This is a genomic window from Brevundimonas sp. Root608, assembly GCF_001427825.1.
GTDB lineage: Bacteria > Pseudomonadota > Alphaproteobacteria > Caulobacterales > Caulobacteraceae > Brevundimonas.
Genome location: NZ_LMGT01000010.1, coordinates 56,461 through 74,070 on the forward strand (window position 1 = coordinate 56,461; position 17,610 = coordinate 74,070).

A 17,610-nucleotide genomic window follows, 5' to 3' on the forward strand; every position below is an offset into this window, starting at 1 on the left:
AGGTTGCGGCGGCGCGCTGGACACGCCAGAACCGGGGCATGACCGACGCGGCGATCAGCGACACGACCCGGGGCGAAGAGGTCCCGTCTTCGCGCGCGCCCCAACTGCATCTGTCCGAAGAGCTGATGGCCTCGCCCACGCGGTTCTTCAACCGCGAGATCTCCTGGCTGGCGTTCAACGGCCGGGTGCTGGAAGAGGCCGCCAATCCGGCCCATCCCCTGCTGGAGCGCCTGCGCTTCCTGTCCATCTCGGCCAATAACCTCGACGAGTTCTTCATGACCCGCGTGGCCGGGCTGAAGGGCCAGGTCCGCGAGCGGGTGCGGGTCCTGTCCTCCGACGGCCTGACGCCGGCGGAACAGCTGGACAAGGTCAATGTCGCCGCCGGCGCCCTGATGGCAGAGCAGCAGCGGCGCTGGCGCAAGCTGCGCAAGGAACTCAGGACCGTCGGCATCGACGTCGTCGACGCCGACCGGATCAGCAAGACAGAGCGGGACCGTCTGGAGCCCGAATTCCTGAACCAGCTGTTCGCCGTGCTGACGCCGATGGCGATCGACCCGGCCCACCCCTTCCCCTTCCTGCCCAACCTCGGCTTCTCGCTGGCGCTGAAGCTGAAGCGGCGGTCGGACAACCGCATGCTCTATGCGCTGGTGCCGGTGCCGACCCAGGTGAAGCGGTTCTGGCCGCTGGCCACCGACGGCCGCTCCACCCCGGGCAGGAAGCGCTACGTCAGCCTGGAAAGCCTGCTGACCCTGTTCATCGACCACCTGTTCCCGGGCTGCGACGTGCTGGAGCGCGGCGTCTTCCGCCTGATCCGCGACTCGGACATCGAGATCGAGGAAGAGGCCGAGGACCTGGTCATGGAGTTCGAGGAGGCGCTGAAGCAGCGCCGCCTGGGCTCGGTCGTGCGCATCAAGATCGAGGCGTCCATGCCCGACGACCTGCGCACCTTCATCACCAACGAGCTGGACGCCGCGCCGCAGGACATCGTCCTGGTCGCCGGCATGCTGGGTCTGGCCCAGGTCGCCGACCTGATCCCGTCCGGCCATCCCGACCTCAAGTTCAAGGGCTACGAGCCGCGCTATCCCGAGCGGGTGCGCGACAATGGCGGCGACATCTTCGCGGCGGTCCGCGAGAAGGACATGCTGATCCACCACCCGTTCGAGAGTTTCGACGTGGTGGTCCAGTTCCTGCGCCAGGCCGCGCGCGATCCCAACGTCATCGCCATCAAGCAGACGCTGTACCGGACGTCCAAGGACAGTCCCATCGTCGCCGCCCTGATCGAGGCGGCCGAGAACGGCAAGAACGTCACCGCCCTGGTCGAGATCAAGGCGCGCTTCGACGAGGAGGCCAACCTGCGCTGGGCCCGGGCCATGGAGCGGGCCGGCGTCCACGTCGTCTTCGGCTTCGTCGAATGGAAGACCCACGCCAAGCTCAGCGTCGTCGTGCGGCGCGAGGGCGAGGCCCTGCGGACCTATTGCCACTTCGGCACCGGCAACTATCACCCGGTGACGGCGCGGGTTTACACCGACCTGAGCCTGTTCAGCTGCGACCCCATGCTGGGGCGGGACGCATCGCGGGTGTTCAACTACATCACCGGCTACGCCCAGCCGGACGAGCTGGAGGCGCTGGTCGTCTCGCCGCTGAACATGAAGACCACCCTGATCGACCTGATCGGCAAGGAGATGACGGCGGCGGCCCAGGGCAAGCCGGCCGCCATCTGGGCCAAGATGAACTCCCTGGTCGATCCGGAGGTCATCGACGCCCTCTACCGCGCCAGCCAGTGGGGGGTGCGCATCGAACTGGTCATTCGCGGCATCTGCTGCCTGCGGCCCGGCGTGCCGGGGCTCAGCGACAACATCCGGGTCAAGTCGATCGTCGGCCGCTTCCTCGAGCACAGCCGCATCGTCGCCTTCGCCAACGGCCGCGACCTGCCGCACAACAAGGCCAAGGTGTTCATCTCCTCGGCCGACTGGATGAACCGGAACCTGGACCGGCGGGTCGAGCTTATGACCCCCGTGCTCAACGCCACCGTTCATGACCAGGTGCTGGACCAGATCATGGTCGCCAATCTGAAGGACGACGCCCAGAGCTGGGTGCTCGATCCGGACGGCGCCTATCGGCGGGTCGCGCCCGCCGACCCAGAGCGTCCGTTCTCCGCCCACAAATACTTCATGACCAATCCCAGCCTGTCGGGCCGCGGCCGCAAGGTGAAGACCCTGCCCGGGCAGCTCAGCTACGAGCCGTCACGGAAGAAGCGCTGATGCCCGAGGCCCTGCTGTCGGCCATCGGCGAGCCCCGCGACGTCGCGGCGATCGACATCGGCTCCAACTCCGTCCGTCTGGTCCTGTACCGGCTGGAAGGGCGGGCGATCTGGACCGTGTTCAACGAAAAGGTCCTGGCCGGCCTCGGTCGGGACCTGGCCGCCACGGGCCAGCTGTCGGTCGAGGGCGCGGCCCAGGCTCTGACGGCGCTGAAACGGTTCGCCGCCGTCATCGAGGGCGTGCGTCCGGCCCTGGTCTTCGTCGCGGCCACGGCCGCGGTGCGCGAGGCCGCCGATGGCCGGACCTTCTGCGAAAAGGTCGCCGCCGAGACCGGGCTGCAGATCCGCGTCCTGTCGGGCGAGGAGGAAGCCCGCTACGCCGCCCTCGGGGTTATGGCGGGCATTCCCGACGCCGAGGGCGTGGCGGGCGATCTGGGCGGTTCAAGTCTTGAACTGGTGCGTATCACCGGCGGCGAGGTCGGGCGCGGCGTGACCCTGCCGCTGGGGCCGTTCGCCTTCGCCGACGAGGGCTCCTTCGACGCCGACCGCCTGCGCGAGGCGATCGGCAAACGGCTGAAGCCGGCCGCCGACTTCAAGGCCGACACCCTCTACGCTGTCGGCGGGGCGTGGCGGACCCTGGCCCAGGTGCATATGGAGATGAACGGCTATCCGCTGCGCATCGTCCACCAGTATGCGATGAGCGCCGACGAAGTGCTGGCCACCGCCGGACTGGTCGCCCGGGCGTCGAAAGCCTCGCTGGAGAAATGGCCGGGCGTGTCGAAAAAGCGGTCCGAGACCCTGCCCCACGCCGCCCTGGTGATGGAGGGTCTGGTCCAGCGGCTCGGGCTGAAACGGGTGGTCGTCTGTGCATGGGGCGTCCGCGAGGGCCTGCTGTACGAGGCGCTGGAGCCCGACATCGCGGCCGCCGACCCCCTGCTGGCCGGTTCATCGGCTCTCGGCGCGCGTCAGGGCATTTCGCCGACGCTGCCCGGCGCCCTGAAGGGCTGGATCGCGCCCCTGCTGGCGGCCATGCCCGTGATCTTCGACAAGGGCCGCGACGACGCCCTGGCCGACGCCGCCTGCCGCCTGGCCGACCTCGGCGCCCGGCTGCACCCGGACCACCGCGTCGAGCTGGCCTTTGACCAGGTGCTGCGCGCCCCGGTGCCGGGCCAGACCCACGCCGAGCGGGCCTATCTGGCGACGGCGGTCAACGCCCGTTACGGCGGACCCGTGGCGACGCCCGAGCCGAACACGGTCTCGCGCCTGCTGACCGAGGAACAGCGTCAGGGCGCCCGGGCGCTGGGTCTGGCGATCCGGCTGGCCTGCGACCTGTCGGGTCGCGCCCCGCAGCTGCTGGCCAACGCCCGGGCGACCGTGAAGGACGGCGCCCTGGTGCTGACAGCCTCCGGCGGCTACGCCGACGTCCTGCTGGGCGAACAGACCCGGCGGCGCGGCAAGGCCCTGGCCGAGGCCATGGGGCTCAAGCTGGATATCCGCAACGGCGGCTGAACCGCTGTCAGTCGCCCATCCACCAGCGCAGGCGCACGTCGCGCACAGTCTGGCCGGCGGCGGTCAGGGCGCCGGTCACGACCACGCCCTCGTCGCCCAGATTGCGCCGCGACGTCGCGAGGGCGCCCTGGTCGATCCGCCCTTCGAACCGCACGACGCCGAGTTCGGCCGAGGTCCCCTCGAAGACGAGCCGGTCCTCGGCCACGGCATAGCGCGTCGGCAGGACCCGGGCGGTGACGCTGCGCGCCTCGCCGAGTTCGGTCTGGACCATGGGGCTGGTGGCGTCGTCGAACTGAAGCATCACGGGGGCGAAGGTCGTCCCGGACTCCACGCCCTTCCAGGCCTCGAACTCAAACGCCTGGCCGACGAAAATGTGATCGAAGACCCACTTGCCGATCCGCACCTCGCTGACGGGCATGTAGTAGCCCGACAGGTCGGACGTCGCGGTATGGCTGAAGGCGCCGGCGGTGGGAGCCGGGGCCGCGGGCGCGTCCCCGGGGGCGACGGAGCGGTCGCAACCCGTGAGGATCAGCAGACCCGCAGCCAGGCCGATCAGATGTCGCATGACGATCCTTCCCCGCACGTCCGACCGCGACCGGACCACGGCCGCGCGCGCCTGTCCACCGTCAGGGCAGGCGGGCGACAACATGCAGCCAGTGGGCTGCCTGTCCGGCGTCGATAAGTTCGAACACCGGGATGGCCGCCAGGAACATCAGCCCGTCGCGAATCGTCGTCACGAACAGGGCCGGACGGATGGTCAGCTGCTCCTCGTCCCGCCACAGCGAGAAACGGGGCCAGAAGCGCGGGGTGCGGGCCGTGTAGGCGGTGTAGACGGCCCCGAACTCCCGCTCCAGGAAGGCCTCTTCGCGCCGCACCGTCAGATAGAACACGGCCATCGCCGCCAGAACGAAGCCCAGGCCGATGGTGACGCTGCCGCTCTGGGCCCCGATTCCGAAGGCGCCGATGTAGCTGAAGACATAGAGCGGGTTGCGCGAGATCGAATAGGGACCGCGGTCGACGATCTCGGATTTCTTGCGCCCGCCGATGTAGAGCGAACACCAGGCCCGGCCCACGATCGCCAGGATGATGGCCGCGAATCCCGCGGCCTCGACATGCTCGTGCCATTCGCCGTCGACGCCGCCGATCGACTGGGTGACCAGCGCGAGGCCGACGAGGCTCAAAAGGGCCGTGAGCACGGCGGCCTTGCGGATTTTCTGGACCATGGAGAGGTCGAGGGTCGGCCGATGTGCTGCGGTCATGAGGTCGTCTCCGGTCGCCGGACCAAACGACCTCGGCGCGGTCATTTCAAGCCCGATCTTTGCGACCGAAACGCGCTCGCGACTAGCGATCCAGCGCCGCGTCCAGCGCCCGGAACGAGGCGATCGAGAGCTCGGTCGCGCTGATGAACACCGAAGGCGTGATGCGCTCGAAATCATCCGAGGGGCGGTGATAGTCGGGATGGTAGTTCACGCCCAGGTACAGGAAGGGCACCTGGGCCCTGTAGAAGGCGCCGTGGTCCGAGGCCTCGACCCAGTTGTCCTCGCCCGTGTCCTGCGGCGTGTCCTTGCCAAAGGCCAGGGCGACGGCGCCGTTGGCCGGCACCGCTTCCAGGATCGGGCGGAAATTCGGGTGCTGGTACGTGCCGGTGACCCACAGCTTGCCGTCCGTTTCGGCGCGGGCGGTCATGTCGAAATTCAGGTTCATGGCGATGGAAGCCAGCGGCACGGGCGGCGCCTCGACGAAATGTTTCGCCCCCAGCAGGCCGTGCTCCTCGCCGTCCAGGGCCACGATCAGCACGCTATGGTCAGGAGCCCGGCGCTTCAGGTCCGCCGCCAGGGCCAGCATGGTGGCGACGCCCGAGGCGTTGTCGTCCGCGCCGTTGAAGACCTGGCCCTCGGCGTTCGTTCCGACGTGGTCGTAGTGGGCGGTGACGACGATGTAGCGGTCGGTGACCCGCGTCCCCGGGATCAGGCCGATGACGTTGACGCCGTTGAAGGTCTTCGGACCCGCCCGGGTGCGCCCCTGCATCTCCCAGGGCTGCAACCGGCCCATCGGCGGCGGCGCCACGCCCAGGGCCTCCAGCCGCCCGACGATGTAGGCGCGCGCCCTCTCGCCGCCCGGAGCGCCCGTGTCGCGGCCCTGCATGTCGTCGGCGGACAGGATGCGCACGTCGTCCAGCAGCCGGACGTGCATGGCCGACGGAGCGGGGGGCGACACGACGACGGGCGTCGGAGCCGCGCTGGCGCAGGCCGACAGGAACAGGGCCGCCGCGATCGGCGACAGGGCGGGAAGGCGGGCGGGACGCATGACGACTCCTGATGGACGGGCGACGCTAGCGGTCGGCGGCGCGGGTGTCAGATTAACTCCCTGTCATACCCGTCGATGCACCGTCAGGGCCTCGAAAGCCGCGCCGGCGATGCTAGAACGACACAAGAATCCTTCTGGCGAGCCGCGTATGTCCGAAACTCCCGTCGATCAGCTGACCGAGTCCGCCGCCCGCGAGGAACTCGACCGGCTGGCCGCCGAACTGGCCCGCCACGACGCCCTCTATCACCGCCAGGACGCGCCCGAGATTTCAGACGCCGAGTACGACGCGCTCAAGCGCCGGGCGCTGGAGATCGAGGACCGGTTCCCCGACCTGACCGGGCCGGCCTCGCCCTCGCAGGTGGTCGGGGCGGCCGCCTCGAGCCAGTTCGCGCCGGTCCGCCACGGCGTGCCCATGCTGTCGCTGGACAATGCCTTCTCCCCGGAGGAGGTGACCGACTTCGTCGCCCGCATCCGCCGCTTCCTCAAACTGCCGGCGGACGAACCGGTGGCATTCGTCGCCGAGCCCAAGATCGACGGCCTCTCCGCCAACCTCCGCTACGAGAACGGCGTGCTGGTCACGGGGGCCACGCGCGGCGACGGGCGCACGGGCGAGGACGTCACCGCCAATCTGCGCACCATCGCCGACATCCCGCAGACCCTGGCCGGCGAGGGCTGGCCCGAGATCATCGAGGTCCGGGGCGAGGTCTATGCCTCCAACGACGGGTTCGACGCCTTCAACGCCGCCGCAGAGGCGGAGGGCGCGCGCACCTACGCCAACCCGCGCAATTTCGCCGCCGGTTCGCTGCGCCAGAAGGATCCGGCGATCACCGCCAAACGGCCGCTGCGCTTCTTCGCCTACGCCTGGGGCGAGGTCTCGGCGCCGTTGGCGGCGACCCAGGCGGGCGCCCTGGAGGCGCTGACGGGCTGGGGATTCCAGGTCAACGACCGCTCGCGCCGGGTCGAGGACGAGACGGGCCTGCTGGCGCTGTACGACGGGCTGCAACGCGATCGGGCGACCCTCGGCTATGACATCGACGGCGTGGTCTACAAGGTCGACCGGCTGGACTGGCAGGCCCGGCTCGGCTTCGTGGCCCGCACCCCGCGCTGGGCCATCGCCCACAAATTCCCGGCCCAGCAGGCGACCACCGTGCTGGAAGGCATCGACATCCAGGTCGGCAGGACCGGCTCGCACACCCCGGTGGCGCGGCTGCATCCGGTCACCGTCGGCGGCGTGGTCGTCCGCAACGCCACCCTGCACAACGCCGACGAGATCGCCCGGCTGGACGTCCGCCTCGGCGACACCGTCACCCTGCAGCGGGCGGGCGACGTCATTCCCCAGATCCTCGGCGTGGTCGATCCCGACCGGCCGGGCCGGGGCGAGCCGTGGGTCTTTCCCCACATCTGCATCTGCCCGCTGAAGACGGCGCTGGTGAAGGAGACCAACGCCTCGGGCGTCGAGAGCGTCGTCCGCCGCTGCACCGGCGAACTGGCCTGCCCCTTCCAGCGCATCGAACACCTCAAGCATTTCTGCAGCCGCCGCGCCTTCGACATTGAAGGTCTTGGAGAAAAGCAGATCATCGCCTTCCACGAGCGCGGCTGGATCAACCAGCCCGCCGACATCTTCCGCCTCGCCCGCGACGCCGAAAAGCTGGACGCCCTGCGCGCCGAGGACGGCTATGGCGAGACCAGCGTGCGCAACCTCGTCGCCGGCATCGACGCGCGCCGCACCATCGCCCTGGACCGCTTCATCTATGGCCTCGGCGTGCGCGACATCGGCGAACAGACCTCCATCGTCCTGGCCCGCGCCTTCGAGACCTGGCCCGCCTTCGAGGCCGCCTGCCTCGCCGCCGCCGAGGGCATCCCCAGCGAGGACTGGGTCCGTCTGAACGAGGCCCACGCCGTCTCGCCGCGCGTCGTCGCTGCGCTGGCCGAGGCCGCGCCGCCCGCCGCCGATCCCTGGCCCGAGGCGCCGATCGACCAGAAGATCGCCCTCGCCTTCCCCGGCCTCGCCGCCCCCGCCCGGCGCGGCCTCGCGACCCTCGCCGACGATTGGGCCGATCTGGTGCGGCTGGCCGCCGTGGCCCGCGACGAAGGCCCGTCTGAAGGCCTCGGCCAGATCGCGGGCGTTTCGGGCGTCGGTCCGGTCGCGGCCCGCGCCCTGGCCCTGTTCTTCCGCGAGCCCCACAACCGCGCCATGGTCGACGCCCTCGTGGCCGAGATGACGCGGATCGAGGATGCGGAGAAGCCGAAATCCGACACCCCCGTCGCCGGCAAGACCGTGGTCTTCACCGGCGCCCTCGAACGTTTCACCCGCGACGAGGCCAAGGCCCGCGCCGAATCCCTCGGGGCCAAGGTCTCGGGCTCGGTGTCGAAGAAGACCGACTACCTCGTCGCCGGCCCCGGCGCCGGCTCCAAGATGGCCGACGCGCTGAAGCACGGCGTCACGGTGCTGACCGAGGACGAATGGCTGGCCCTGATCGGCTGACGGACGGGCTACGGGAATGCAACAAAAACGTGTTCCGGCGCGACGGCCGGATCGATAGTCAACCCAAAGGCGTTCACCGGAGTCATGGCAAACGCTCCTCTCGACCCTGCTCCGGACGTCCGTCCGCCGGTCGAGCGCTTTTCGAGCGAGGACCTCGGGTCCCTGCTCGAACGCTTCCATGCGTCGGGCATGCTCGACGAGGGCCGGATCAATCTGATCGGGTTGGACGCGATCGCCGACCGCCTCGGCGACCGTTGGGAGGGTCGGCGCGAGCAGATCTATCAGCACGTCGAACGGTCCCTGGCCAAGCACCTCGAAAGCGGAGGCTTCTTCCAGCGCGTCTCGCCGACCGACTATCTCGTGGTCCAGCCGGAGCTGGGCAAGTTCGGCGGCCAGGCCTCGTGCATGCTCTATCTGCGCGACCTGCTGGCGCATTTTCTGGGCGGCGCCGCCCCCGAGGCTCTGGACGTGCTGGAGGTGACCAGCCTCAGCGGCGGCCGGATTTTCGCGGTCGAGATCGACGCCGCCTACGCCCTCGAGGCGGCCCGCACCGAACCCCGTGTCGCCCCGCTCGAGCCCGCGGCCCCGCCGGACGCCTGGAACCCCTTTGTCGCCGCGGACGGGCGGACCCTGCGGGTCTCGTGCACGCTGGAACCCGTCTTCGAACTGAAGGGCGTCACCCAGATCGGCTTCCGCATCGCGCGGCGCGTCCTGTCCGTTCCCGACGGGGCAGAACTGGGCGTCCAGGAGCTTCGAAACCTGACCACGGCCGATGTCGAACGGGTCGATCTCGCCACCATCGCCCGGGGCGTCAGCCGCCTGCGCTCGGAGCAAGGCAACGCCAAACAACCCACCCTCTTTCTGCCCGTCTCCTACACGACCCTGGCCAGCCAGCGCGGGCGGGCCCCCCTGATCGCCCGCTTCCAGGAAGCCACAGCGGGCGTCGAGAAGGGCCTCGTCTGCGAAATCTGCGACATCGAGGGCGTGCCGGGAAGCGCCCTCGCCGCCGCCGCGGTGCTGATCAAGCCGTTCTGCCTGATCGTTGTCGGCAAGCTGCGCGCCGCCCCGGGGCGCACGCCGGAAGATCTGCGCGGCGTGCGCCTCCAGGGGGTCGCCTTCGAGAGCGGCGCCCACCCGCTGGACCAGCAGGAATTCCTGACCTGGGCCGGCCGGGCCGTGGCCAATGCCAAAAGCGTCACGCGGTCGGTGATCATCCACGGCCTGGCGGGACCCGAATATCTGGCGTTGGCCGGTCTGGCGGGCGCGTCCCACGCCAGTCTCGGCGCGGGTCGCGCCGGGACCGGGTGAGCCTCGATCAGCGGTTCAGCGCCGCCCGCGCCGCCTCGGCGTAACGGTGGCCCGAGGCCGCGCCCTTGGGGAAGACCGCCTCGATCCGGGCCAGATCGTCCGCGGTCAGCACAAGGTCGCCCGCCGCCGCATTCTCTTCCAGAGTCCGGATGCGCCGGGTGCCGGGGATCGGGACCAGATGCTCCCCCTGCGCCAGCACCCAGGCCAGGGCCAGCTGCGCCGCCGTCACGCCCCTGTCCGCCGCGATCGCCGCCACGGCCTTCACCAGGTCGATGTTCTTCTGGAAATTCTCGCCCTGGAAGCGGGGGTTCGAGCGGCGGAAATCGTCCTCGGCCAGGTCATCGACCGACTTGATCTCACCCGACAGGAAGCCCCGGCCCAGCGGACTGTAGGGCACGAAGCCGATGCCCAGTTCCTCGCAGGTCGCCAGCAGTTCGTCCTCGGGCTCGCGGCTCCACAGCGAATATTCGGTCTGCAGGGCGGTGATCGGATGCTCCGCATGCCCCCGCCGCAGCGTCTCGGGCGAGGCCTCCGACAGGCCGAGGAAACGCACCTTCCCTTCGGTCACCAGTTCGCCCATCGCCCCGACCGTCTCCTCGATCGGTACGGTCGGGTCGACGCGGTGCAGATAGTAGAGGTCGACATGGTCCATCCCCAGCCGCTTGAGGCTGCCCTCGATGGCACGCCGCACGTTCCGGGGCGATCCGTCGACCGTCAGGGCCGTGCGTTCGGCGTTGTAGCCGATGCCGAATTTGGTGGCGACGAAGGCGCGGTCGCGCCGGTCCGCCAGCGCCTTGCCGACCTGGATCTCGTTGGTGTGCGGGCCGTACATCTCGGCCGTGTCGAGGAAGGTCACGCCGAGCTCGAGCGCGCGGTGGATCACCGCCGTCGCCTGCCCCTCGTCGGACGGCTGGCCGTAGAAGGCGGCCATGCCCATGCAGCCCAGGCCGATGGCCGAAACTTCGGGACCGGCCTTGCCGAGGCGACGGGTTTTCATGGGGCGCTCCTTCGATGTGCAGCGCCTCAGGTCGGCGCCCCGCCGTCGTTTCGCAAGGTCAGAGCGGCGCGGCCTGCGCCTTCAGCCAGTCCAGCGCCGCCCCGTCGAGCAACGGCCCGACCTTCGTCAGCACCTCCGCGTGATAGGCGTCGACATAGGCGCGCTCGTCCGGCGTCAGCAGGGCGACGTCGATCAGCTTGCGGTCCAGCGGCGCGAGGGTGAGCTGTTCGAACCCGTGCATCGGCCGTTCGCCGCCGGCGATCGGTTCCGGCGGCGTGACCACCTGCAGCGTCTCGATGCGGATGCCCCAGTGACCCTCGCGGTAATAGCCGGGCTCGTTGGACAGGATCATGCCGGTCAGCAGCGGCTGGGTGTTGACCGCCTTGGCGATCCGCTGCGGCCCCTCGTGGACGCCCAGATACGAGCCGACCCCGTGGCCGGTGCCGTGGTCGTAGTCAAAGCCCTGCATCCACATCGGAAGGCGCGCCAGGGCGTCCAGCTGGTGCCCCGTCGTCCCGGCGGGGAAGCGCACCACGGCCATGGCGATATGGCCCTTGAGCACCAGGGTGAACATCCGCCGCTGGTCGTCGGTCGGCTCGCCCACGGCCACCGTGCGCGTCACGTCCGTGGTGCCGTCCAGATACTGGCCGCCGCCGTCCACCAGCAGCAGACTGCCCTTCTCCATCCGGCGCAGGGTGCGGGTCACGGGCTTGTAGTGCGGCAGGGCGCCGTTGGGCCCGGCCCCGGCGATGGTGTCGAACGACAGGTCCTTCAGGGCGCCCGTCGCCTCGCGGAATCCCTCCAGCGCCTCGGCCACCTGGCGCTCGTCGGGCAGGGTCTCCTGCCCCACCGTATCGATCCAGTGCAGGAAGCGGGTCAGGGCCGCGCCGTCGCGGATATGGGCCTGGCGCGTCCCCTCGATCTCCACCGGATTCTTGGTCGCGCGCGGCAGGGTGCAGGGGTCCATGCCGCGCACCACGGTGGCGCCCGCCGCCGCCAGCCGGTCGAAATACCAGGCCGGCGACTGGCCCGGATCGACCAGCACCTTGCGGCCCGACAAGGCGTCCAGCGCACCCTCCAGCGCCTCGGGCGCCTCCAGCATGACCGCGTCGCCCAGCCAGCCGGGCAGTTCATTGGTCACCTTGCGCGGATCGAGAAACAGCGACGCCGTCCCGTCAGCCCTCACCACCGCCTGTCCCAGCGGCAGGGGCGTGCGGATCACGTCGCCGCCGCGGATGTTGAACAGCCAGGCCAGAGACGCCGGCGCCGTCAGCACGGCGGCGTCGGCTCCGGCCTTCGCCACCGCCTCGCCGATGCGGGCGCGCTTGGAGGCGCTGCTCTCGCCGGAATAGCGATCCTCGTGCGGCACGACGGGCGCGCTCGGCTGGCCCGGACGCTCGTCGGCCCAGGCCAGATCCAGCGGATTGGGGTCGACGGGTTTCAGTTCGGCCCCGGCCTTCGCCGCCGCCCGCTTCAGCCGCGCCAGCGCGTCCGGACTGTGCAGCCGCGGATCGTAGCCGATCACAGAGCCCTTCGGCGCGCGTTCGAGGTAGCTGGCCACGCCGCCGCCATCGAGATCGAGGATTTCGAACTGGGCCGCATCCACCTGGGCCCGCACCTGAACCGTATAGCGCCCGTCGGCGAAGACGGCGGCCCGGTCCTTCATGACCACGCCCGCGCCGGCCGAGCCGGTGAAGCCGGTCAGCCAGGCCAGGCGGTCGTTGGCGGCCGGCAGATATTCGTTCTGGTGCTCGTCCTCATGCGGGACCAGCAGGCCGTCGAGGCCCTGTTCGGCCATCTTGGCGCGGACGCGGGGAAGATGCTTCGCCCCGAAGGACGGATCGGTGGTTTCATCGAAGGACTGGCGCATGGGATGCGCATAGCATTCTCCCTCCCCTTCTGGGGAGGGTGGCGGTCGCTGAAAGCGACGGACGGGTGGGGAACGGCCGCACGGTCGTGCGCTGTTGTGACGTACCCCACCCTGTCGGCGCTACGCTCCGACGTCCCTCCCCACAAGGGGAGGGAGAAGCGGAAGGCTAGTTCTGCGGCGCGGTCGGCGTGACCACGGCGACGCCGCCGTTGGCCGGCGCCGGAGCCGGAACCTGACGCTCGATGATCACCGGCGAGGACGAGCGCGCCTCGGCGGCGCGGGCTTCACTGGCGGCGCGGATGGCTTCGGCCTGCGAGCGGGCGGCGTCGGCGCGGGCGATGTCGACGCTGGCCTGGGCGCCGGCGACCTGGCCCTGGATCAGGGCCGAGTCGGCCTGGGCCTGGGCGGCGGCGGCATCGGCCTGGGCCTGCAGCAGGGCCTCGTCGGTCTGCGGCTGCGCGCCCCGCGAGAACAGAATCCACAGCACGGCGAGGATGACGAGGCCGCCGAGGATGCCGGCGATCCACCAGCCGGTGTTGTTGGACTCACGGACCACCGTGGTCTCGACGGTTTCGGTGTGCAGCGGGGCGGCCGTGGTCACCGTCTCGGTGTAGACCGTTTCGACGGGCGGTACGCGGTTCGGATCGTTCGGGTCGTAGTGAGTCACGGGCAGTCCTCCAATGAACTGCCGGAACGGCTGCGCTTCGCCTCCGTTCCGCCGTTAACCCACTCGTCTCAGAACCAGGGCGCTCCAGGCGTCGCGATGGATGCGTCGTTCGAGGATGAAACCACGCGACAGATAGGCCGCCGACACCCGCCGCTCCTGCGTCCGCAGCAGGCCCGACAGGATGGCCACCCCGCCGAGGCTCAGCGCCTCCTTGATCTCCTGCGACAGCGAAACCAGCGGCGGGGCCAGGATGTTTGCGAAGACCAGGTCATAGGGCCCCTGCCCGCGCACCTTGCGGTCGTTCAGGCCGAAGGCGTGGACGAAGCGGGCGTTGGCCTGATTCAATTTCGCATTCTCATTGGCGATGCGCACCGAGGGCTGGTCGATGTCGGTGCCGACCGCGACCTTCGACCCGGTCTTCGCCGCCGCGATGGCCAGCACGCCCGTGCCGCAGCCGACGTCCAGCACCCGGTCGAACCGCTCCTTCTTCAGCAGTTCGTCGAAGGCCATCAGACAGCCGACCGTGGTGCCATGATGCCCGGTGCCGAAGGCGGCGCCGGCGTCGATCTTCAGGTTCACCGTGTTCTTCGGAACGATGCCCTGATCGTGGGCGCCGTAGACGAAGAAACGTCCGGCCCGCACCGGCGGCAGGCCCGACAGCGACATGGCCAGCCAGTCGGCGTCGGCCAGTTTCTCGACCACGACGGTCAGGCCGTCCTGCGCCTTCAGCCGCGCCTCGATGCCCCGCGCGTCGTCGGCGTCATTGGGAAAGGCGTCGATGCGCCAGATGCCCTTGTCCTCGTCTTCCTCGAGAATCGAATAGGTCGCGCCTTCCAGCAGCGGATCGGAATCCAGCGATGCGGCGGCGGCTTCGGCGATCGCGCGGGGACCGCGTGCGATTATTTGAACTGCGGACTCGGACATTTCTCAAACACCGCTATCATATCGACTCGAGGCGCGCGCTGGCGTGCGCTCCGCCGCCAGCATCAACCAACTGAACCGAGGGGTCGGGGAATTCATGGCTAAAGCACCATCCAAGTCGAGCACGGCCGCCAAACCGAAGGCAGCTGCTGCCGCTTCCAAGCCGAAACCGGCGACAAAGTCGAGCGCCGCGCCGAAAGCCGCCGCGAAACCCGCCGCCAAGGCCGCCGTCAAACCGGCCGTGAAGAAGACCGCGCCGAAAGCCGCCGCCAAACCGGCGACCAAAACCGTCGCTCCGGCCAAGGCCGCCGCGCCCAAACCCGCTGCCGTGAAGAAGCCTGCCGCCGCGAAGAAGCCTGCGGTGAAGAAGGCCGCCGCCCGGCCGGCCGTGAAGCCCGCGCCCAAGCCCGCCGCCAAATCGGCTGCTGCGCCGAAGCCCGTCGCCGCGAAACCGGCGGTCGCCCCGGCTGCGGCTCCGAAACCCGCTGCTGCTGCGCCTGCTCCGAAGCCTGCCGCCGCCGCTCCGGCCGCCGCTCCGAAGCCGGCCGCCAGGCCCCCCGAGAGCAAGGGCTTCCTGTCCGGCCTGCTCGACGCGATCTTCGGCAAGAAGTAGCCGCCGTCGCCTGAACGACGAAGCGCCGGTGGAGCGATCCACCGGCGCTTTTTCGTGCGCGTCGCGCGTCGGAAAAACTCAGTCCTGCGGCAGGTCTTCCGCCAGGATCGCCATCTCGAACATGAAGCTGCCGGCCTCGTCCTCGTCCTCGAAGACGACGCCGATGAACTCGTCGCCGACATAGACCTCGCAGGAGTCATTGGGCTTGCCGCGGGGCTTCAGGATGATCCCGCCCGTGTTGAAGGTGCGCTTCAGGTGCGTCTCGACGCGCTTCATGTCGGCGGTGTTCATGGTCGGCCTCGGGGATCACTCTTGAAGCCGCGGACCCTAGAGAAACCCGCCCCGCAGGGAAACCCTCAGATGACGAAGTCGTAGACGATGTCGGCCAGGGTATGGTCCATGGTCCGCGCCGGCGTCGCCCCGGTGGGGCAGTTGACCAGCCGCGCCGGCACGCCCGCCACCGTGCATCCGGCCGGCACGTCCTTCAGCACCACCGAGCCCGAGGCGACCTTGGCGTAGTCGCCGACGGTGATGTTGCCCAGCACCTTGGCGCCCGCTCCCAGCAGCACGCCCTTGCCGATTTTCGGATGGCGGTCGCCGCGCTCGGCGCCGGTGCCGCCCAGGGTCACGGCGTGCAGCATCGACACCTCGTCGCCGACCACGGCCGTCTCGCCGATGACGATGCCGGTGCCGTGGTCGAGGAACAGGCCCGAGCCCATCCGCGCCGCCGGGTGGATGTCGACCTGGAACAGTTCGGAAATCCGGCTCTGGAAGTGGAAGGCCAGCGCCTCGCGGCCCTGCCCCCACAGCCAGTGCGCCACCCGGTGCGCCTGCAGCGCCTGGAAGCCCTTGAAGTAGAGGAACGGCTGCAACAGCGTCTTGATCGCCGGATCGCGCTCGGCCACCGCCTGCAGATCGGCTTCCGCCGAAGCCACGATCCCGGCGTCCGCCTCGAAGGCGTCGCGGCAGATTTCTCGCACCGACATGGGCCCCAGTTCGCTGTCGCCCAGCTTGCGCGCGATCTGGAAGCTCAAGGCCGAGGCGAGGTCGCTGTGCGACAGGATCACGGCGTTCAGCTGCGACGCCAGATGCGGCTCGGCGCGCACCGTTTCCTCGGCCGCGGCGCGCAGAAGCGCCCAGGGTTCGCTGCGTGCGGCCACGACTTCCAGCTTGGGCATCGGAGTCTCCATGGCGGACATCATACGCTCGCCAGCATGGCCTTCGCCAGTTCGGGCGGCAGTTCGCCTTCCCGCGCCATATGGTAGGCCCTGAGCGCCGTCGCCAGGGTGAACATGTCCCGGATCGCGCCTGTGCCGATCTCGCGCAACAGGTCGCCGAACGGCACGCGGACGACGCGGATGATCTCGGTCGGATCGGGCGCGACCGGCACCGGCGTCAGCTGCCAGGCGATCCACGCCATGGCGCGTTCGTCGGTGACCGAATTGCTCATCTCGGCCTTGTAGGCGGGAATCCAGCGCGCCGCCTCCAGCCCGGCCTCCTCCATCAGTTCGCGCCGGGCCCCCTCGATCGGGTCCTCGTCGAACGGGGCGCCGCCCTCCGGCATTTCCCACGACCAGTTCATCAGGGCGAAGCGCTGCTGCCCGACCAGGGTCACCGTGCCGTCGTCGTGCACCGGCAACACCCCGACCGACAGATTGCGCGGCCGCATGACGGCATAGTCCGCCTTCAGCCCGGTCGGCGCGGTCGCGTCGTGCTGCATCAATCGCAACCACGGGCTTTCGAACAGGGCCCTGGAGCCATGGTCGATCCACGGCGGCGGCCGGTCGCTTCCGTCGTCCCAGGCGGGCAGCGGGCGGTCGTCGTCGAAGGCGGTGCGGGAATCGGTCATGGCGTGCGTATGGCGAGGGTGCGCCGATCCCGCAACGGCGCCCGGCCGTTTGACGTCGCGCGCGGCCGACGCCATGTGATCCGCATGACCCGCCCTGACCTGCCGCGTTTCGCCCTCGGCGATCCCCTCCCCCCCGCCAAGGCCTCGGACGAGATGCGCCTCAGGTTGGCGACGCGGCGATCCGCCCCGGCCCAGGCCCTGACCGAGCCCGGCCCGTCCGCCGACGAAATCAGGGAAATCCTGACCCTCGGCGCCCGCACCCCGGATCACGGCAAGCTGTTTCCGTGGCGGTTCGTCGTCCTCGGCCGCCAGACCCGCGCGTCCCTCGCCGAGGCGCTCACGCCCCTGGCCGCCTTCCAGCCCCAGCCCGATCAGGCCCGCGCCGCCCTGGCCAAGCTGACCGCGGCGCCGGTCACCCTCATGGTCGTGTCCGCCCCGATCCCGAACGTCAAGGTTCCGGAGTGGGAACAGCAGATGTCGGCCGGCGCCGTCTGCATGAACCTGGAACACGCCGCCAACGCTCTCGGCTACGCCGCGAGCTGGATCACCGACTGGTACAGCTACGATCCCCAGGCCCTGGACGTCCTCGACGTCGGCGGCGGCGAAAGGGTGGCGGGCTTCATTCACATGGGGACGCTGGCGCAGGCGCCGCTGGAGCGGCCGCGGCCCGATCTGGCCGACAAGGCGATCTGGCGGCCCTGAGCGGCGGGTTCAGCCCGGCAGGGTCGTGGTCAGCAGGATCGTGGCCAGGCCGAGCAGCGCCGTCGTCGCGACCAGGGCGCCGATCAGCAGGCATTCAATGGCGTCCGGGCGTCGGCTCATGT

Annotated in this window: 16 protein-coding genes; 6 read left to right on the top strand and 10 right to left on the bottom strand. The window is 69.9% G+C overall.

Translation table 11 applies throughout. The annotated features are described in order from the left end of the window. Positions 1 to 38: 38 nt before the first annotated feature. The gene (locus ASD59_RS13245; RefSeq protein ID WP_055832457.1) at positions 39 to 2,261 is read left to right on the top strand and encodes an RNA degradosome polyphosphate kinase; all 2,223 of its coding nucleotides are present in this window, start codon (positions 39 to 41) and stop codon (positions 2,259 to 2,261) included. Further along, positions 2,261 to 3,769: a Ppx/GppA family phosphatase gene (locus ASD59_RS13250; protein ID WP_055832458.1), complete on the top strand. Its 1,509-nt coding sequence runs from the start codon at positions 2,261 to 2,263 to the stop codon at positions 3,767 to 3,769. The genes ASD59_RS13245 and ASD59_RS13250 overlap by 1 nt, the downstream gene beginning before the upstream one ends. A gap of 7 nt (positions 3,770 to 3,776) precedes the next feature. On the opposite strand, the gene ASD59_RS13255 is transcribed toward ASD59_RS13250, so the two are convergent. The 3 genes from ASD59_RS13255 to ASD59_RS13265 all read right to left on the bottom strand — a co-directional run bounded on the left by ASD59_RS13255 (position 3,777) and on the right by ASD59_RS13265 (position 6,076). Next, on the bottom strand, positions 3,777 to 4,334 hold the full coding sequence (locus tag ASD59_RS13255; protein ID WP_055832460.1) for a hypothetical protein: 558 nt from the start codon (positions 4,332 to 4,334) through the stop codon (positions 3,777 to 3,779). A 61-nt stretch (positions 4,335 to 4,395) separates the two neighbouring features. Next, positions 4,396 to 5,028 carry a methyltransferase family protein gene (locus ASD59_RS13260; RefSeq protein ID WP_055832462.1) on the bottom strand — a complete coding sequence of 211 codons (633 nt, stop codon included), beginning with the start codon at positions 5,026 to 5,028 and terminating at the stop codon, positions 4,396 to 4,398. 82 nt (positions 5,029 to 5,110) lie between these two features. Continuing rightward, entirely contained in the window at positions 5,111 to 6,076 is a 966-nt protein-coding gene (locus tag ASD59_RS13265) for a M28 family peptidase (RefSeq protein ID WP_055832464.1), read from the bottom strand. Between the two features lie 148 nt (positions 6,077 to 6,224). Here ASD59_RS13265 and ligA point away from each other — a divergent pair, with 148 nt between their 5' ends. Further along, positions 6,225 to 8,561 (top strand): NAD-dependent DNA ligase LigA, encoded by a 2,337-nt coding sequence (gene ligA / locus ASD59_RS13270; protein WP_055832466.1) that lies wholly within the window; start codon positions 6,225 to 6,227, stop codon positions 8,559 to 8,561. 84 nt (positions 8,562 to 8,645) lie between these two features. Further along, positions 8,646 to 9,869, top strand: coding sequence for a hypothetical protein (locus ASD59_RS13275; protein WP_055832468.1), 1,224 nt, complete (start codon positions 8,646 to 8,648; stop codon positions 9,867 to 9,869). A 7-nt stretch (positions 9,870 to 9,876) separates the two neighbouring features. Here ASD59_RS13275 and ASD59_RS13280 read toward each other — a convergent pair whose 3' ends face one another. The 4 genes from ASD59_RS13280 to ASD59_RS13295 all read right to left on the bottom strand — a co-directional run bounded on the left by ASD59_RS13280 (position 9,877) and on the right by ASD59_RS13295 (position 14,327). Beyond that, positions 9,877 to 10,866: an aldo/keto reductase gene (locus ASD59_RS13280; RefSeq protein WP_055832471.1), complete on the bottom strand. Its 990-nt coding sequence runs from the start codon at positions 10,864 to 10,866 to the stop codon at positions 9,877 to 9,879. Between the two features lie 58 nt (positions 10,867 to 10,924). Further along, a complete protein-coding gene (locus tag ASD59_RS13285) occupies positions 10,925 to 12,736 on the bottom strand; it encodes an aminopeptidase P family protein (RefSeq protein ID WP_055832472.1) in 1,812 nt (603 codons plus the stop codon). A gap of 166 nt (positions 12,737 to 12,902) precedes the next feature. Next, the gene (locus ASD59_RS13290; protein ID WP_055832475.1) at positions 12,903 to 13,403 is read right to left on the bottom strand and encodes a hypothetical protein; all 501 of its coding nucleotides are present in this window, start codon (positions 13,401 to 13,403) and stop codon (positions 12,903 to 12,905) included. A gap of 54 nt (positions 13,404 to 13,457) precedes the next feature. Then, positions 13,458 to 14,327 carry a 50S ribosomal protein L11 methyltransferase gene (locus tag ASD59_RS13295; protein WP_055832477.1) on the bottom strand — a complete coding sequence of 290 codons (870 nt, stop codon included), beginning with the start codon at positions 14,325 to 14,327 and terminating at the stop codon, positions 13,458 to 13,460. Between the two features lie 43 nt (positions 14,328 to 14,370). Between ASD59_RS13295 and ASD59_RS14080 the strand changes: the two genes are divergently transcribed. Continuing rightward, positions 14,371 to 14,937 carry a hypothetical protein gene (locus ASD59_RS14080; protein ID WP_200943612.1) on the top strand — a complete coding sequence of 189 codons (567 nt, stop codon included), beginning with the start codon at positions 14,371 to 14,373 and terminating at the stop codon, positions 14,935 to 14,937. A 78-nt stretch (positions 14,938 to 15,015) separates the two neighbouring features. Here ASD59_RS14080 and ASD59_RS13305 read toward each other — a convergent pair whose 3' ends face one another. The 3 genes from ASD59_RS13305 to ASD59_RS13315 form a co-directional block, all read right to left on the bottom strand. Then, positions 15,016 to 15,228 (bottom strand): DUF3126 family protein, encoded by a 213-nt coding sequence (locus ASD59_RS13305; protein ID WP_055832479.1) that lies wholly within the window; start codon positions 15,226 to 15,228, stop codon positions 15,016 to 15,018. Positions 15,229 to 15,293: 65 nt separating this feature from the next. Further along, positions 15,294 to 16,115: a serine O-acetyltransferase gene (gene cysE / locus ASD59_RS13310; RefSeq protein ID WP_055832540.1), complete on the bottom strand. Its 822-nt coding sequence runs from the start codon at positions 16,113 to 16,115 to the stop codon at positions 15,294 to 15,296. Between the two features lie 20 nt (positions 16,116 to 16,135). Then, positions 16,136 to 16,786 carry an NUDIX domain-containing protein gene (locus ASD59_RS13315; protein ID WP_055832481.1) on the bottom strand — a complete coding sequence of 217 codons (651 nt, stop codon included), beginning with the start codon at positions 16,784 to 16,786 and terminating at the stop codon, positions 16,136 to 16,138. A gap of 84 nt (positions 16,787 to 16,870) precedes the next feature. On the opposite strand from ASD59_RS13315, the gene ASD59_RS13320 reads away from it, so the two are divergent. Then, positions 16,871 to 17,488, top strand: coding sequence for a nitroreductase family protein (locus tag ASD59_RS13320; RefSeq protein WP_082560206.1), 618 nt, complete (start codon positions 16,871 to 16,873; stop codon positions 17,486 to 17,488). Positions 17,489 to 17,610: the final 122 nt, after the last annotated feature.

Excerpts from the sequence above, each read along its gene's own strand:
- ASD59_RS13245 (WP_055832457.1), top strand. The coding sequence starts at position 39 with ATGACCGACGCGGCGATCAGCGACACGACCCGGGGCGAAGAGGTCCCG.
- ASD59_RS13250 (WP_055832458.1), top strand. The coding sequence starts at position 2,261 with ATGCCCGAGGCCCTGCTGTCGGCCATCGGCGAGCCCCGCGACGTCGCG.
- ASD59_RS13255 (WP_055832460.1), bottom strand. The coding sequence starts at position 4,334 with ATGCGACATCTGATCGGCCTGGCTGCGGGTCTGCTGATCCTCACGGGT.
- ASD59_RS13260 (WP_055832462.1), bottom strand. The coding sequence starts at position 5,028 with ATGACCGCAGCACATCGGCCGACCCTCGACCTCTCCATGGTCCAGAAA.
- ASD59_RS13265 (WP_055832464.1), bottom strand. The coding sequence starts at position 6,076 with ATGCGTCCCGCCCGCCTTCCCGCCCTGTCGCCGATCGCGGCGGCCCTG.
- ligA (WP_055832466.1), top strand. The coding sequence starts at position 6,225 with ATGTCCGAAACTCCCGTCGATCAGCTGACCGAGTCCGCCGCCCGCGAG.
- ASD59_RS13275 (WP_055832468.1), top strand. The coding sequence starts at position 8,646 with ATGGCAAACGCTCCTCTCGACCCTGCTCCGGACGTCCGTCCGCCGGTC.
- ASD59_RS13280 (WP_055832471.1), bottom strand. The coding sequence starts at position 10,866 with ATGAAAACCCGTCGCCTCGGCAAGGCCGGTCCCGAAGTTTCGGCCATC.
- ASD59_RS13285 (WP_055832472.1), bottom strand. The coding sequence starts at position 12,736 with ATGCGCCAGTCCTTCGATGAAACCACCGATCCGTCCTTCGGGGCGAAG.
- ASD59_RS13295 (WP_055832477.1), bottom strand. The coding sequence starts at position 14,327 with ATGTCCGAGTCCGCAGTTCAAATAATCGCACGCGGTCCCCGCGCGATC.
- ASD59_RS13305 (WP_055832479.1), bottom strand. The coding sequence starts at position 15,228 with ATGAACACCGCCGACATGAAGCGCGTCGAGACGCACCTGAAGCGCACC.
- cysE (WP_055832540.1), bottom strand. The coding sequence starts at position 16,115 with ATGCCCAAGCTGGAAGTCGTGGCCGCACGCAGCGAACCCTGGGCGCTT.
- ASD59_RS13315 (WP_055832481.1), bottom strand. The coding sequence starts at position 16,786 with ATGACCGATTCCCGCACCGCCTTCGACGACGACCGCCCGCTGCCCGCC.
- ASD59_RS13320 (WP_082560206.1), top strand. The coding sequence starts at position 16,871 with ATGACCCGCCCTGACCTGCCGCGTTTCGCCCTCGGCGATCCCCTCCCC.